Raw genomic sequence first — 15,319 nt, 5'->3', positions numbered from 1 at the left:
AGCCCGAAGCCTGCAGAAGAACGGGTCGAATCATCCATACCATACAGCCGCATTGTCCGGTCAATACAAGAGTTCCACTAAGTCGATACAAAAGTTTCATCAGGTCGATACAAAAGTTTCACCTAGTCGATACTAAAGTTTCACCTGGTCGATACGGCTGCATCGACTAGTCAATCCGGGAGAAGTGTCTGCACGATACAGCCGGATCAACTGGTCGCATAAGCTGAAACGAAAGGTCGTTTCCGGAATTGATTTGGATATTTACGGGAAAAAGCATTACTTTGCAAAGTAACTACTATTCTTGAAAAACAACAGACTATGAAACATTCCTTACTTATGTTACTGACCTTCTGGGGATGCACTACTCTATCTGCATGGGCTGAAAAACAAATTTTCGTATCCCCCAAAGGCAATGACCGCGCAGCGGGAACTTTTACACACCCGCTGAAAAGTATTCAGGCTGCTTTGGAGAAAGCCGGAACACTGGAAAATGAAGACGTACAGATCATCTTACGCAAAGGCATCTACGAACAGTCCCAAACACTGGAGATAGGCAGCAGCGGGAAATATGCTTCCCTGACCATCTGCCCGTACCAGAATGAAAAGGTAAGCATTTCCGGAGGAAAAGAGATTCCCCTTTCGGCCATGAAGAAAGTATCCGATAAGAAAATTATCGCACGACTCCCCGAAAGCGCCCGTAAACAAATACGGGAAATAGATTTCAACCGGCTTAACATTCCCATGACCGACCTGCGTCCGTCCGGTTTCGGGCGTCCCAGCAGCCCCGCATGGAGCGAACTTTTTGCCAATGATGCACCTCTCAGCCTGTCACGCTGGCCCAACGATTCTACGGTACTGATAGGCAAAGTTCTGGAAGCCGGAACTGGAGAGAAAGTCAAAGAAGCCAAACTACCCGTATTCCAATACAACGAAGACCGCCCGTCGGCCTGGACTCAGGCAGGATCCTTCTGGATAGGCGGTTATTTTGCACACGGCTATGCCAGCGACATGATACGCGTAGATCATCTGGATCCCGAAACAAAGACCATTCATACCGCACAGCAGACCGTCTACGGATTTATGACAGGAGCTGACTGGAGACGCTGGTATGCCCTGAATCTGCTCGAAGAACTGGATCTCCCGGGCGAATATGTCATTGATAAGGAAAACGGAAAGATGTATGTCTATCTGCCTGAAAATACCCGTACCTTGAATGTCTCTGTCATGAACGACCCGCTGGTTGCCATAGAAAACTGCCGGAACATCACCCTCAGCAAACTAACCTTCGAATACGGACGGTCCATCGGGATTTATCTTGAAAACACACAGCATGTACGCATCACCGGATGTACGGTCCGTAATGTCGGCGGTGTAGGTATTTCCATAGGAAAAGGAACAGAAACGCCCGACAAGAAGACACTGAAACCACATGCCGCAGAAGCCGGAGGAACGCCTAAATCACGTGTCGTGGGCGATCTTATGGGAAGACTATATCAGGATATCCTTTTCAACCGCAACGGCGGAACCGATAACGGAATCACCGACTGCTACATCTACAACACAGGAAGCGGAGGTATCAGTCTGGGTGGAGGTGACCGTGCCACACTTACTCCGGCCGGAAACTTTGTGGAAAACTGCCGCATCCATGATTTTAACCGCGTAGAAAAGTCATACAGGCCCGGTATCTGGATCGATGGTGTTGGCAACCGGGTAAGCAAATGCGACATCTACAACGCTCCCAGCATGGCTATTCTCTTTCACGGGAACAATCACACGATTGAATTCTGTAAGATCACGAATGTATGCAGTGAGGTTGATGACCAGGGAGCTATCTATTATGGACGGGATCCGTCGGAACTGGGCAACGTAATCCGTTACTGTTACTTCCACAAACTCAGCCCGCGCCACCGTGTCACAGCTACCTATCATGACGACGGAGCCTGTGGAGGTGAAGTGTACGGAAACATCTACCACAATGCCGGCTCACTCCCCGTACTGATCGGAGGCGGACATTACAACCACTATCATCACAACATTTTCATTGATTCACCTGTAGCCATCCACCTGGACAACCGCATGCAGAACTGGGGAACAGGAATGGTTGCACCTGATGGAATCATTGACCAGCGCCTGAAAACAGTAAAATACAAGGAGGCACCTTACAGCACGACTTATCCGTTTCTGGCACATTACTGGGAAGAAGATCCCTCCTACCCTCATGGCAATGTAATAGAAGGAAACCTGTTCTACCGCATCAAAAACATCGTGAACGGACAGACTCAATGGGGAGAATTCCGGAACAACTGGTCTACCAACAACGATCCGGGATTTATAGATCCGGAAAATCCGCTGAAAGGATTCAAGGAAGATGCTCCCATATATAAGTATATACAGGGATTCCCGCAGTTGCCATTCGACCAGATAGGATGTTCACTGGAAGAGCAGTAATACATCACAGGACACATCCAATAATCGATGAAATAAAAATGGGCATCCACCATCCGGTGGGTGCCCATTTATTATATTTCAGGAATTGCTTCCGTATCCGAAAGCTTATTCTACTTCGCTATAGTCCAATACATTCTTGCGGTTGGCCAGAATACGGTCGTATTCTTCTTTCGAACCTACCACAATCTTTTCGAACTCACGCTGACCGGTACCGGCAGGAATCAGGTGACCACAGATAACGTTCTCCTTCATACCTTCCAGACGGTCTACCTTTCCGTTGATAGCAGCCTCGTTGAGGACCTTCGTCGTTTCCTGGAAGGAAGCAGCTGACATGAAGCTTGAAGTCTGCAAAGCAGCACGGGTGATACCCTGCAGAATCTGAGTAGAAGTAGCAGGAACTGCATCACGCACTTCAACCAGTTTCATATCACGACGCTTCAACATACTGTTCTCATCACGCAACTTGCGGGCAGTTACAATCTGACCCGGCTGGAGGTTCTGAGAGTCTCCGGCGTCTACAACCACTTTCTTACCCCAGATACGGTCGTTCTCTTCATTGAATTCCAGACGGTCAACAACCTGCTGTTCCAGGAAGCGGGTATCGCCCGGTTCGTCGATCTGAACCTTACGCATCATCTGACGTACGATGATTTCAAAGTGCTTGTCGTTAATCTTCACACCCTGCAGACGGTATACGTCCTGGATTTCATTAACGATGTATTCCTGTACAGCCGTAGGACCCTTGATGGCCAGGATGTCAGCAGGAGTAATAGCACCATCCGACAACGGAGTTCCGGCACGTACATAGTCGTTCTCCTGTACCAGAATCTGCTTGGACAGAGCAACCAGGTATTTCTTCACATCGCCAGTCTTGGAAGTTACGATGATCTCACGGTTACCACGCTTGATCTTACCCATAGTCACTTCACCGTCGATTTCCGATACAACTGCCGGGTTAGACGGATTTCTGGCTTCGAACAGCTCAGTAACACGAGGAAGACCACCGGTGATATCGCCCGCCTTACCTACGGCACGCGGAATCTTAACCAGAATATCACCAGCCTTAACAGTCTGCTTGTCTTCTACCACTACGTGACCTCCTACCGGAAGGTTGTAAGTACGGATAATACCGCCGTTCTCGTCAACAATGTGAAGTGACGGGATCTTGTTCTTATCCTTAGATTCCGTAATGATGATTTCACGCAAACCGGTTGCTTCATCGGATTCAACCTTATAAGTAACGTTCTCAATTACAGATTCGAAGTCGATCTTACCGGCAGCTTCAGTAACGATAACAGCGTTGAACGGATCCCACTTGGCAATCAGCTTACCCTTTTCAACTACATCACCGTCGGATGCATACAGTTTAGAACCATAAGGAACGTTGTGAGTAGAAAGGATAATACCTGTGTTGACGTCAACGAAACGAACTTCAGCCAGACGTCCTACAACAATCTTAACCGGTTCGCCTGTTTCTTCAACAGCATCTACCGTACGCAATTCCTCGAATTCCAGACGAGCATCGTTCTTGGCAACGATACTTGCATTGGCAGCCATGTTACCTGCGATACCTCCGGCGTGGAATGTACGCAGAGTCAACTGAGTACCCGGTTCACCGATAGACTGGGCAGCGATTACGCCGACAGCTTCACCTTTCTGAACCATACGGCTCGTTGCCAGGTTACGTCCGTAACATTTAGCACATACACCCTTCTTGGATTCACAAGTCAATACTGAACGGATTTCTACGCTCTCGATCGGAGATTTTTCGATTTCTTCAGCAATGGCTTCTGTAATCTCTTCACCGGAAGCAACAATCAGCTTACCAGTTGTGGGGTGAATAATATCGTGTACAGACACACGGCCCAGAATACGTTCGTACAAAGTCGCGATGACTTCATCGTTATTCTTCAAGGCTGTGCAGACAAGTCCGCGCAGCGTACCGCAGTCTTCTTCATTAATGATCACGTCATGAGATACATCGACAAGACGACGAGTCAGATATCCGGCATCGGCAGTCTTCAATGCAGTATCGGCAAGACCCTTACGAGCACCGTGAGTAGAAATAAAGTATTCCAACACGGACAAACCTTCCTTAAAGTTAGAAAGAATCGGGTTCTCAATGATCTGTGCACCTTCTGCACCGGCTTTCTGGGGTTTCGCCATCAAACCACGCATACCAGACAACTGACGGATCTGTTCCTTAGAACCACGGGCTCCGGAATCCAGCATCATAAATACAGAGTTGAATCCCTGGTCGTCGTTCTTGATAGTCTTGTACAGAATATCGGACAGGTCGCTGTTGACATGAGTCCAGGTATCGATCACCTGATTGTAACGTTCGTTGTCGGTGATGAAACCCATGTTATAGTTCATCATGATCTGTTCGATTTCCTCGTTACCGCGTTTAACCAGCTCTTCCTTTTCCTTCGGGATGATGATATCACCCAAGTTGAAGGACAGACCGCCTTCGAAGGCCATCTTGTAACCCAGGTTCTTGATTCCATCCAGGAATTCGCAGGCACGGGCTACACCGACAGTCTTGATAACATCGCTGATGATGTCACGCAGAGACTTCTTGGAAATGATCGTATTGATATATCCACATTCTGCCGGCACGATTTCGTTAACGATCACACGACCAACAGAAGTTTCCTTAATCATCTTATCAACAATATTGCCGTTTTCATCCAGGTCTTTTGCAACAACGCTGACGATAGCATGGATATCTACCTTACCTTCGTTGTAAGCAATCAATGCTTCTTCCGGACCGTAGAAGATCAGGCCTTCACCTTTAGCACCCTTACGCAGCTTGGTGATGTAATACAGACCCAATACCATATCCTGAGCAGGCACTGTGATCGGCGCACCATTCGCAGGGTTCAGAATATTATGAGCCTGGAGCATCAGCATCTGTGCTTCCAGAACTGCTTCGTTGCTCAAAGGCAAGTGAACAGCCATCTGGTCACCGTCGAAGTCGGCATTGAACGCCGTACATGCCAACGGGTGCAGCTGAATAGCTTTTCCTTCGATCATCTTCGGCTGGAAAGCCTGAATACCCAGACGGTGAAGTGTCGGCGCACGGTTCAACAATACCGGATGACCCTTCATTACGTGTTCCAGGATATCCCAGATAACAGGTTCCTTACGGTCAACGATCTTCTTGGCAGACTTCACTGTCTTTACGATACCGCGTTCAATCAATTTACGGATGATAAACGGTTTGTAAAGTTCAGCAGCCATCAGTTTCGGAATACCGCATTCACCCATCTTCAGTTCCGGACCTACGACGATAACCGAACGGGCAGAATAGTCAACACGCTTACCCAGCAAGTTCTGACGGAAACGTCCCTGCTTACCTTTCAAGCTGTCAGAAAGAGATTTCAACGGACGGTTGGCATCAGTCTTCACTGCACTTGACTTACGTGAGTTATCGAACAGTGAATCGACAGCTTCCTGCAACATACGTTTTTCGTTACGCAGAATCACTTCAGGAGCCTTGATTTCGATAAGTCTCTTCAGACGGTTGTTACGGATAATCACACGACGGTAAAGATCGTTCAAGTCAGAAGTAGCGAAACGTCCACCATCCAGCGGAACCAGCGGACGGAGTTCAGGCGGGATAACCGGTACGATACGTACGATCATCCATTCCGGTTTGTTGCGTCCGCGTGAAGCACGGAACGATTCAACAACCTGCAAACGCTTCAAAGCTTCATTCTTACGCTGCTGAGAAGAGTCGTTGTTTGCCTTGTGACGCAGTTCATAAGAAAGAGCATCCAGGTCAAGACCTACCAGCAGGTCATAGATAGCTTCCGCACCCATCTTGGCGATGAACTTATTCGGATCGCTGTCTTCCAGATATTGGTTGTCTTTCGGAAGAGTATCCAGAATATCCAGATATTCTTCTTCAGAAAGAAGATCATATTTGCTGATGCCGTCTTCAGCCTTCACACCCGGCTGGATAACAACATAGCGTTCGTAGTAAATAATTGCATCAAGTTTCTTTGTCGGCAAGCCCAGCAGATAACCGATCTTGTTCGGCAAAGAACGGAAATACCAGATATGTGCAACCGGTACAACCAGCTGGATGTGACCACTACGTTCACGACGAACTTTCTTTTCAGTCACTTCCACACCGCATCGGTCGCAGACAATACCTTTATAACGGATACGTTTGTACTTACCGCAATGGCACTCATAGTCCTTAACCGGTCCGAAGATACGTTCGCAGAACAAACCGTCACGTTCCGGCTTATAAGTACGGTAGTTGATGGTCTCCGGTTTCAGCACTTCACCGTAAGAGTTCTCCAGAATTTCTTCAGGCGATGCCAGTCCGATTGTAATCTTCGAGAAATTACTCTTTATCTTAGTATCTTTTCTAAAAGCCATACTTTATATTTATATCTATTGATTGAATGTTGATGATCGGAAACCGGATCTCAGTTCACCGGGAACGGTTTTCCGGCTTCCGATAATATAATTTTATTCCAGCGTAATGCTCAGGCAGAGACCTCTCAGTTCATGCAGCAATACGTTCAGAGATTCGGGGATTCCCGGTGTAGGCATCGGTTCACCCTTCACAATGGCTTCATATGCCTTAGAACGTCCTACTACATCATCGGACTTGATAGTCAGGATTTCCTGGAGCACATGAGCGGCACCAAAGGCTTCAATAGCCCAAACCTCCATTTCTCCGAAACGCTGACCACCGAACTGAGCCTTACCACCAAGCGGCTGCTGAGTAATCAAAGAGTACGGACCGATAGAACGGGCATGCATCTTGTCTTCAACCATGTGACCCAGTTTCAACATATAGGTAACACCTACCGTTGCGGGCTGGTCGAACTGCTCACCGGTACCACCATCATACAAGTATGTCTTGCAATAACGCGGCAGACCAGCTTTGTCCGTCCACTTATCCAAATCTTCCAATGTAGCGCCATCAAAGATAGGAGTAGCAAACTTAACTCCCAGTTCTTTTCCGGCACGACCAAGAACGGCCTCGAAGATCTGACCGATGTTCATACGTGAAGGCACACCCAACGGGTTCAATACGATATCTACCGGAGTACCGTCTGCCAGGAACGGCATATCTTCCTGACGAACCACGCGGGATACGATACCCTTGTTACCGTGACGACCGGCCATCTTGTCACCAACACCAATCTTACGTTTCTTAGCGATATAAACCTTAGCCATCTGAATGATACCTGAAGGCAGCTCATCACCGATTGTCAGAGCGAACTTCTTACGCTTCAGCTCTGCATCCAGTTCTTTATACTTCTTCAGATAGTTTACAATCAGGTCACGGATCATATCATTCTTGTGTGCATCAGCTGTCCACTTGCTCAACTGGATGATGGTATAATCCAATGATTCCAGATCACGTTTAGTAAACTTGGCACCCTTGGCAATCACTTCGGTTCCCAAATAGTCTTTTACACCCTGAGAAACCTTGTCGTTGGTAAGTACCAGCAACTTGTTGACCATTACTTCCTTCAAAGCTGCTGCCTTTTCTTCGAACTCTTCATTCAGTTTCGGCAGAATAGCCTTGTCAGCGTTCTTTTCGCTGCGGGTCTTGATCACACGTGAGTACAGCTTCTTATCAATAACAACACCACGGAGTGAAGGAGATGCTTTCAGAGAAGCGTCTTTTACATCACCGGCCTTGTCACCGAAAATCGCACGCAACAGTTTTTCTTCCGGAGAAGGATCTGATTCACCCTTCGGTGTAATCTTACCGATCAGGATATCTCCCGGTTCAATACGGGCACCGATACGGACGATACCGTTTTCATCCAGATCCTTGGTAGCTTCTTCGCTGACGTTCGGAATATCTGAAGTCAGTTCTTCCATTCCGCGCTTCGTCTCGCGAACTTCCAGAATATATTCATCAACGTGGACTGAAGTCAGAATGTCTTCACGAACCACGCGTTCATTCAATACAATAGCATCCTCGTAGTTGTAACCTTTCCACGGCATGTAAGCTACCAGCAGGTTCTTACCCAAAGCCAGCTCACCGTTAGCTGTAGAATAACCTTCAGTCAGGATATCACCTTTCTTGACGCGCTGACCTTTTTCACAAATCGGACGCAGGTCAATAGTCATGCTCTGGTTGGTCTTACGGAATTTCGGAATACGATATTCTTTCAGAGCCGGTTCAAAGCTTACAAACTCTTCGTCTTCTGTACGGTCATACAAAATACGAATTGTAGTAGCATCTACGAAATCGATTACACCATCGCCCTCAGCAGCAATCTGAGTACGTGAATCTTCACACAGCTGTCTTTCGATACCAGTACCAACAATCGGAGCTTCGGTCTTCAGCAAAGGAACGGCCTGTCTCATCATGTTTGATCCCATCAACGCACGGTTCGCGTCATCATGTTCCAGGAACGGAATCAAAGAAGCGGCAATAGAAGCAATCTGCTGCGGAGAAACGTCCATCAGCTCAACCTGATCCGGAGTTACAACCGGATAATCGGCATCACGACGAGCTTTTACTTTCTCACGGATGAAAGTACCGTCATCGTTCAACGGAGCATTACCCTGAGCGATGATCTTGTCTTCTTCTTCTTCTGCAGACAGGTATTCGATACCTTCCGGAGACAAATCAACTACTCCATCCTTTACCTTACGATAAGGAGTTACGATAAAGCCCAGATCGTTGATCTTTGCATAGACACACAAAGAAGAGATCAAACCGATGTTCGGACCTTCCGGTGTTTCGATCGGACACAGACGACCATAATGAGTATAGTGTACGTCTCGCACCTCAAAACCTGCACGGTCACGTGACAAACCACCAGGACCCAAAGCTGACAAACGACGCTTATGTGTAATTTCAGCCAACGGGTTAGTCTGGTCCATGAACTGTGACAAAGCATTGGTTCCGAAGAATGAGTTGATCACAGAAGAGATTGTCTTCGCATTGATCAGATCAATCGGAGTAAATACTTCGTTGTCGCGTACATTCATACGTTCACGGATCGTACGGGACATACGTGCCAAACCGATAGCGAACTGATTAGACAACTGTTCACCTACGGTACGTACACGACGGTTGCTCAAGTGGTCAATATCATCAACATCTGCTTTAGAGTTAATCAGCTCAATCAGATACTTGATGATTTCAATAATATCATGTTTGGTCAGTACCCGGACATCCATGCTGGTGTCCAAAGACAATTTCTTGTTGATACGGTAACGACCAACTTCACCTAAATCATAACGCTTTTCAGAGAAGAACAAGTTGTTGATAACTTCACGTGCACTGGCATCATCAGCAGGATCTGCATTACGCAACTGACGATAGATGTAAAGTACAGCTTCCTTCTCAGAGTTACTCGGGTCTTTCTGAAGAGTATTGAAAATAATAGAATAATCAGATGTATTGGCTTCCTCATTATGAACCAGAATATTCTGAACACCTGATTCGATAATCAGATCAATGTGTTCGGGTTCGATAATGGTTTCACGGTCAATAACAACCTCATTACGTTCAATAGATACAACTTCACCGGTATCTTCGTCAACGAAGTCTTCAGTCCATGTTTTCAACACACGGGCAGCCAGTTTACGACCGACAATCTTTTTCAGATTGGCCTTATTCACCTTGATGTCTTCAGCCAAGTTAAAAATCTCAAGAATATCCTTGTCATTCTCGAAACCAACAGCTCTCAACAATGTGGTGACAGGCAATTTCTTCTTACGGTCAATGTAGGCGTACATCACATTGTTGATGTCTGTAGCGAACTCAATCCATGAGCCTTTGAAAGGAATAATACGGGCTGAATAGAGTTTTGTACCATTAGCATGGATACTCTGTCCAAAGAATACACCCGGAGAACGGTGAAGCTGTGAAACGACAACTCGCTCTGCACCATTAATTACGAATGTTCCTTTCGGAGTCATGTAAGGAATAGGACCCAGATATACGTCTTGGATGACAGTGTCAAAATCTTCGTGATCGGGGTCTGTACAATAAAGCTTTAATTTAGCTTTCAAGGGAACACTATAAGTCAAGCCACGCTCCAGACAGTCATCAATACTGTAGTGAGGCGGATCGATATAGTAGTCAAGGAACTCGAGCACGAAATTATTACGGGTATCTGCTATCGGGAAATTCTCAGCAAATACTTTATACAAACCGTCATTCTTTCGCTTTTCGGGTGGGGTATCCAATTGAAGGAAGTCCTGGAATGACTTCAATTGCACTTCCAGAAAATCCGGATACTGCATCGGATTCTTAATGGAAGCAAAGTTAATTCGTTGATTTTGAGTATTTGAAGACATCTATCTAGAATTGAAAATTAGAAATCGACAATTGACAATTGAGGGAATCCGAGCTTGCCAACTTAATATAGACGCAAAAAGGTTAAGAATCCCCTTGTAAGAGGATTCCTAACCGAACTACCTGATTTACAGGATAATCTTATTTAAGTTCAACTTCAGCTCCAGCTTCTTCCAAAGTTTTCTTCAGAGATTCAGCTTCGTCTTTAGCCAAACCTTCTTTAACTACGCTAGGAGCACCGTCAACCAAGTCTTTTGCTTCTTTCAAGCCAAGACCACAAGATTCCTTAACGGCCTTAACTACCTGCAATTTAGCAGCACCTGCGCTCTTCAAAACTACATCGAATGAAGTTTTTTCTTCAGCAGCAGCTGCACCAGCAGCAGCAGGACCAGCAGCAACAGCTACAGCTGCAGCAGCAGGTTCAATACCATATTCTTCTTTAAGGATAGTTGCAAGTTCATTAACTTCTTTTACTGTCAAGTTAACTAATTGTTCTGCAAAAGCTTTCAAATCTGCCATTTTTGTATGATTTTAATTGTTTGTTACTAATTGATTATTAAAGTTGTTATTTCTAAAACTTGAGTCAAATGCTTTATAATTATTCAGCACGTTCACCCAAAGTCTTAAGCACACCATGAATAGTGTTTCCACCTGATTGAAGAGCAGAGATAACGTTCTTCGCAGGAGACTGCAGCAATGCCACGATATCTGCGATAACTTCGTTCTTGCTCTTGATTGTTGCGAGAGCTTCCAGTTGATCTGCACCTACATAGAAACCTTCTTCTGCATAAGCAGCTTTCAATGCAGGAACACCATCTTTGTATTCTTTCAGCAATTTAGCAGGAGCATTAGCTACTTCGCTAAACATAACTGAGGTTGTACCTTTCAAAGAATCGAACAATGGTGAGAAATCAACATCCAAGTTCATCAGAGCCTTGTGAAGCAAAGAGTTCTTCACAACTACCAGCTTGATACCAGCCTTAAAACATTTTCTACGCAATTCGCTGGTTGAAGCAGCATCCATTGCAGTAGTATCAACCAAATAAAAATGTCCGTACTGCTTTACGGTATCAGCCAACTGACTTATAATTACGCCTTTATCTTCCTTTCTCATGATTCCTCCTAATTTTAGATTTCGTCTACTGATTTAGGGTCTATCTTGATACCCTTACTCATAGTACTTGAAAGATAAATACTCTTAATATAAGTACCCTTAGCTGTAGTAGGTTTCAGTTTAATGATAGTTGCGATAAATTCCTTCGCATTGTCACGGATCTGATCAGCAGTGAAAGACACCTTACCAATTGATGTGTGAACGATACCGCTCTTATCAACTTTAAAGTCAATCTTACCTTGCTTAACTTCCTTAACAGCTTTAGCTACATCCATCGTTACAGTTCCACTCTTTGGATTAGGCATCAATCCACGAGGACCGAGCACACGACCCAGAGCACCGATCTTACCCATGATAGACGGCATAGTGATGATCACATCAATATCAGTCCATCCACCTTTGATCTTTTCGATATATTCATCAAGACCAACATAGTCAGCACCAGCTTCTTTTGCAGCAGCTTCAACATCCGGTGTACACAGAACAAGCACGCGAACCTGCTTACCTGTACCATGAGGCAGAGATACGACACCTCTTACCATCTGGTTTGCCTTACGAGGGTCTACACCTAAACGTACGTCAATATCTAATGAAGCATCGAATTTAGTAAAAGTAATATCCTTTACCAACTGAGATGCTTCTTTCAGTGAGTATGCTTTCCCTGCTTCAATTTTACCTGCAGCCAACTTTTGATTTTTTGTCAGTTTACCCATTGTCAATTGAAGTTAATTAATTATTACCCGGGAAGTCACCTTTTACAGCGATACCCATACTTCTAGCTGTTCCTGCCACCATAGTCATCGCTGACTCAATAGTAAAGCAGTTCAAGTCAACCAATTTGTCCTGAGCAATTGCACGAATCTGATCCCAAGTAAGTTCAGCAACTTTCTTACGATTAGGTTCTGCAGAACCGCTCTTAATCTTGGCTGCCTCAAGCAACTGAATAGCAACAGGAGGAGTCTTGATTACAAAATCGAAAGACTTATCTGTGTAGTAGGTAATGATTACAGGTAATACTTTACCTGCCTTGTCCTGGGTTCTGGCGTTGAATTGCTTGCAAAATTCCATGATATTAATACCCTTAGAACCCAAAGCAGGTCCAACGGGAGGTGATGGATTTGCAGCGCCTCCTTTAATCTGTAATTTGATTAGTCCAGCAACTTCTTTAGCCATTTCTTTAGTAAATTTTTATATAAACATTTAACGAACAGAACTCTTGCACGTAACAAAATGCATCATTCTTTTTCCACATCCGTAAAGCCTAATTCAAGCGGTGTTTTACGCCCAAATATTTTGACCATTACTTTCAGTTTACGTTTTTCCGCACTCACTTCTTCAATGACACCACTGAATCCGCTAAACGGTCCAACTGAAACTTTCACTGTTTCTCCTACAGCATAAGGGATATTCAAATCTTCCCCGATCTCTTGAAGTTCATCTACCGTTCCCAGTATACGATTCACTTCCGATTGTCTCAAAGGCACAGGATGATCCTGTCCTCCCAGAAAGCCTATTACGTTTGTGATGTTTCTCAACTGGTGAGCAACTTCACCAACCAAAGCAGCTTCCACCAAAACATAACCAGGAAGATAAGTACGCTCTTTTACGATCTTCTTACCATTACGAACCTGATAAGTCTTTTCGGTCGGAATCAACACCTGAGATACATACTCTCCTAGATCGCTGTGTCTCATTTCAGCTTCAAGGTATTCTTTTACCTTAGCTTCTTTTCCACTTACAGCACGTAGTACGTACCATTTTTTTTCAATCTCAGACATCTTTATACTGTTTTAATGCGGATAGATAACGTCCTCCATTATAAACTGGAAGGCAGAGTCCATAAGAAAAACAACGAGTGCAATGAGCAGGGAAGCAGTTAAAACAGCCACTGCACTACCAGAAAGTTCTGAACGAGTAGGCCACGAAACTTTATGGACTAGTTCGTCGTAAGATTCCTTACAATAATTCGTTATCGTTTTAAACATATTCTTTTAATTTTAGCACGGGAAGAGAGGCTCGAACTCCCGACACTCGGTTTTGGAGACCGATGCTCTACCAACTGAGCTATTCCCGTAAAAATAGTTCCCGAAAAGCTTCCGGGAACTATATTCTATATTCAATGACTATTGGTATTAGTCAAGAAGTTCAGTAATCTGACCAGCACCTACTGTACGACCACCTTCACGGATAGCGAAGCGCAGACCTACGTTCAATGCTACCGGGTAGATCAATTCTACATTGATAGTTACGTTATCACCCGGCATTACCATATCAGTTCCTTCCGGCAAAGAGATTTCACCTGTACAGTCCATTGTACGCAGATAGAACTGAGGACGGTATTTATTGTGGAACGGAGTGTGACGACCACCTTCTTCTTTCTTCAAGATATAAACCTCAGCTTTGAACTTAGAGTGAGCCTTAACCTGACCCGGGTGGCAAAGAATCATACCACGTTTGATTTCATTCTTATCGATACCACGGAGCAACAGACCTACATTATCACCAGCTTCACCCTGATCCAGCAACTTACGGAACATTTCAACACCAGTTACAACTGATTTCTTATCTTCGCCCAGACCCAAGATTTCAACTTCATCACCAACTTTGATCACACCAGCTTCGATACGACCAGTAGCAACAGTACCACGACCAGTGATTGAGAATACGTCTTCAACCGGCATCAAGAACGGTTTATCAACATCACGCGGAGGCAGAGGAATCCAAGTATCAACAGCATCCATCAGTTCCATGATCTTATCTTCCCACTGAGGAACGCCATTCAAAGCACCCAGAGCAGAACCACGGATGATAGGAGTATTGTCACCGTCGAAATCATAGAATGACAGCAGTTCGCGCATTTCCATTTCAACCAGTTCCAACATTTCTTCATCGTCAACCATATCACACTTGTTCAAGAATACAACCAAGCGCGGTACGTTTACCTGACGAGCCAACAGGATGTGTTCACGAGTCTGAGGCATCGGACCATCAGTAGCAGCAACTACGATGATAGCACCATCCATCTGAGCAGCACCAGTTACCATGTTCTTAACGTAGTCAGCGTGTCCCGGACAGTCTACGTGAGCATAGTGACGATTTGCAGTCTGATATTCTACGTGAGAAGTGTTAATAGTAATACCTCTTTCCTTTTCTTCCGGAGCGTTATCGATAGAATCGAATGAGCGCATTTCAGAAAGACCTTTCTTTGCCAATACAGTTGTGATGGCAGCAGTCAAAGTGGTTTTACCGTGGTCAACGTGACCAATAGTACCAATGTTAACGTGCGGTTTCGAACGTTCAAATTTCTCTTTAGCCATAGCTTTACTTGTTATTTATTTTGATTAATAATCAGCTTTACAATTTCACGAGCTGTTACCGGGACTTGAACCCGGGACCTCTTCCTTACCAAGGAAGTGCTCTACCGCTGAGCTATAACAGCAAAAGAAGAAGAAAAAGAAGAG

General features: G+C 45.1%; 10 protein-coding genes and 2 tRNA genes. 1 reads left to right on the top strand and 11 read right to left on the bottom strand.

Features of this window, described 5'->3' with window-relative positions:
- The first annotated feature begins 318 nt into the window (after positions 1-318).
- Positions 319-2,448: a right-handed parallel beta-helix repeat-containing protein gene (locus BACCOPRO_RS01350; RefSeq protein ID WP_008140178.1), complete on the top strand. Its 2,130-nt coding sequence runs from the start codon at positions 319-321 to the stop codon at positions 2,446-2,448.
- 105 nt (positions 2,449-2,553) lie between these two features.
- Here BACCOPRO_RS01350 and rpoC read toward each other — a convergent pair whose 3' ends face one another.
- The 11 genes from rpoC to BACCOPRO_RS01295 all read right to left on the bottom strand — a co-directional run bounded on the left by rpoC (position 2,554) and on the right by BACCOPRO_RS01295 (position 15,297).
- On the bottom strand, positions 2,554-6,840 hold the full coding sequence (gene rpoC / locus BACCOPRO_RS01345; RefSeq protein WP_008140176.1) for a DNA-directed RNA polymerase subunit beta': 4,287 nt from the start codon (positions 6,838-6,840) through the stop codon (positions 2,554-2,556).
- 93 nt (positions 6,841-6,933) lie between these two features.
- Positions 6,934-10,746, bottom strand: coding sequence for a DNA-directed RNA polymerase subunit beta (gene rpoB / locus BACCOPRO_RS01340; protein ID WP_008140175.1), 3,813 nt, complete (start codon positions 10,744-10,746; stop codon positions 6,934-6,936).
- A 139-nt stretch (positions 10,747-10,885) separates the two neighbouring features.
- Positions 10,886-11,263: a 50S ribosomal protein L7/L12 gene (gene rplL, locus BACCOPRO_RS01335; protein WP_008140174.1), complete on the bottom strand. Its 378-nt coding sequence runs from the start codon at positions 11,261-11,263 to the stop codon at positions 10,886-10,888.
- 79 nt (positions 11,264-11,342) lie between these two features.
- Positions 11,343-11,858: a 50S ribosomal protein L10 gene (rplJ, locus tag BACCOPRO_RS01330; protein WP_008140172.1), complete on the bottom strand. Its 516-nt coding sequence runs from the start codon at positions 11,856-11,858 to the stop codon at positions 11,343-11,345.
- 14 nt (positions 11,859-11,872) lie between these two features.
- Positions 11,873-12,571, bottom strand: coding sequence for a 50S ribosomal protein L1 (rplA, locus tag BACCOPRO_RS01325; RefSeq protein WP_008140171.1), 699 nt, complete (start codon positions 12,569-12,571; stop codon positions 11,873-11,875).
- Between the two features lie 16 nt (positions 12,572-12,587).
- Positions 12,588-13,031 (bottom strand): 50S ribosomal protein L11, encoded by a 444-nt coding sequence (gene rplK / locus BACCOPRO_RS01320; RefSeq protein WP_008140170.1) that lies wholly within the window; start codon positions 13,029-13,031, stop codon positions 12,588-12,590.
- A gap of 62 nt (positions 13,032-13,093) precedes the next feature.
- Positions 13,094-13,636: a transcription termination/antitermination protein NusG gene (gene nusG, locus BACCOPRO_RS01315; RefSeq protein WP_008140169.1), complete on the bottom strand. Its 543-nt coding sequence runs from the start codon at positions 13,634-13,636 to the stop codon at positions 13,094-13,096.
- 12 nt (positions 13,637-13,648) lie between these two features.
- Positions 13,649-13,843, bottom strand: coding sequence for a preprotein translocase subunit SecE (secE, locus tag BACCOPRO_RS01310; RefSeq protein ID WP_008140168.1), 195 nt, complete (start codon positions 13,841-13,843; stop codon positions 13,649-13,651).
- Positions 13,844-13,859: 16 nt separating this feature from the next.
- Positions 13,860-13,932, bottom strand: a tRNA-Trp gene (locus BACCOPRO_RS01305).
- A gap of 58 nt (positions 13,933-13,990) precedes the next feature.
- Positions 13,991-15,175 carry an elongation factor Tu gene (gene tuf / locus BACCOPRO_RS01300; RefSeq protein WP_008140167.1) on the bottom strand — a complete coding sequence of 395 codons (1,185 nt, stop codon included), beginning with the start codon at positions 15,173-15,175 and terminating at the stop codon, positions 13,991-13,993.
- Between the two features lie 50 nt (positions 15,176-15,225).
- Positions 15,226-15,297, bottom strand: a tRNA-Thr gene (locus BACCOPRO_RS01295).
- Positions 15,298-15,319: the final 22 nt, after the last annotated feature.

This window comes from Phocaeicola coprophilus DSM 18228 = JCM 13818, assembly GCF_000157915.1.
In the GTDB taxonomy this organism is placed as follows: domain Bacteria; phylum Bacteroidota; class Bacteroidia; order Bacteroidales; family Bacteroidaceae; genus Phocaeicola; species Phocaeicola coprophilus.
This window is presented reverse-complemented; position numbering and strand designations above follow the sequence as displayed.

What these genes read in the sequence shown, in the direction of transcription:
- rplK (WP_008140170.1), bottom strand. Translation starts at nt 13,031, where the DNA reads ATGGCTAAAGAAGTTGCTGGACTAATCAAATTACAGATTAAAGGAGGC.
- rpoC (WP_008140176.1), bottom strand. Translation starts at nt 6,840, where the DNA reads ATGGCTTTTAGAAAAGATACTAAGATAAAGAGTAATTTCTCGAAGATT.
- rplL (WP_008140174.1), bottom strand. Translation starts at nt 11,263, where the DNA reads ATGGCAGATTTGAAAGCTTTTGCAGAACAATTAGTTAACTTGACAGTA.
- tuf (WP_008140167.1), bottom strand. Translation starts at nt 15,175, where the DNA reads ATGGCTAAAGAGAAATTTGAACGTTCGAAACCGCACGTTAACATTGGT.
- rpoB (WP_008140175.1), bottom strand. Translation starts at nt 10,746, where the DNA reads ATGTCTTCAAATACTCAAAATCAACGAATTAACTTTGCTTCCATTAAG.
- rplJ (WP_008140172.1), bottom strand. Translation starts at nt 11,858, where the DNA reads ATGAGAAAGGAAGATAAAGGCGTAATTATAAGTCAGTTGGCTGATACC.
- rplA (WP_008140171.1), bottom strand. Translation starts at nt 12,571, where the DNA reads ATGGGTAAACTGACAAAAAATCAAAAGTTGGCTGCAGGTAAAATTGAA.
- secE (WP_008140168.1), bottom strand. Translation starts at nt 13,843, where the DNA reads ATGTTTAAAACGATAACGAATTATTGTAAGGAATCTTACGACGAACTA.
- BACCOPRO_RS01350 (WP_008140178.1), top strand. Translation starts at nt 319, where the DNA reads ATGAAACATTCCTTACTTATGTTACTGACCTTCTGGGGATGCACTACT.
- nusG (WP_008140169.1), bottom strand. Translation starts at nt 13,636, where the DNA reads ATGTCTGAGATTGAAAAAAAATGGTACGTACTACGTGCTGTAAGTGGA.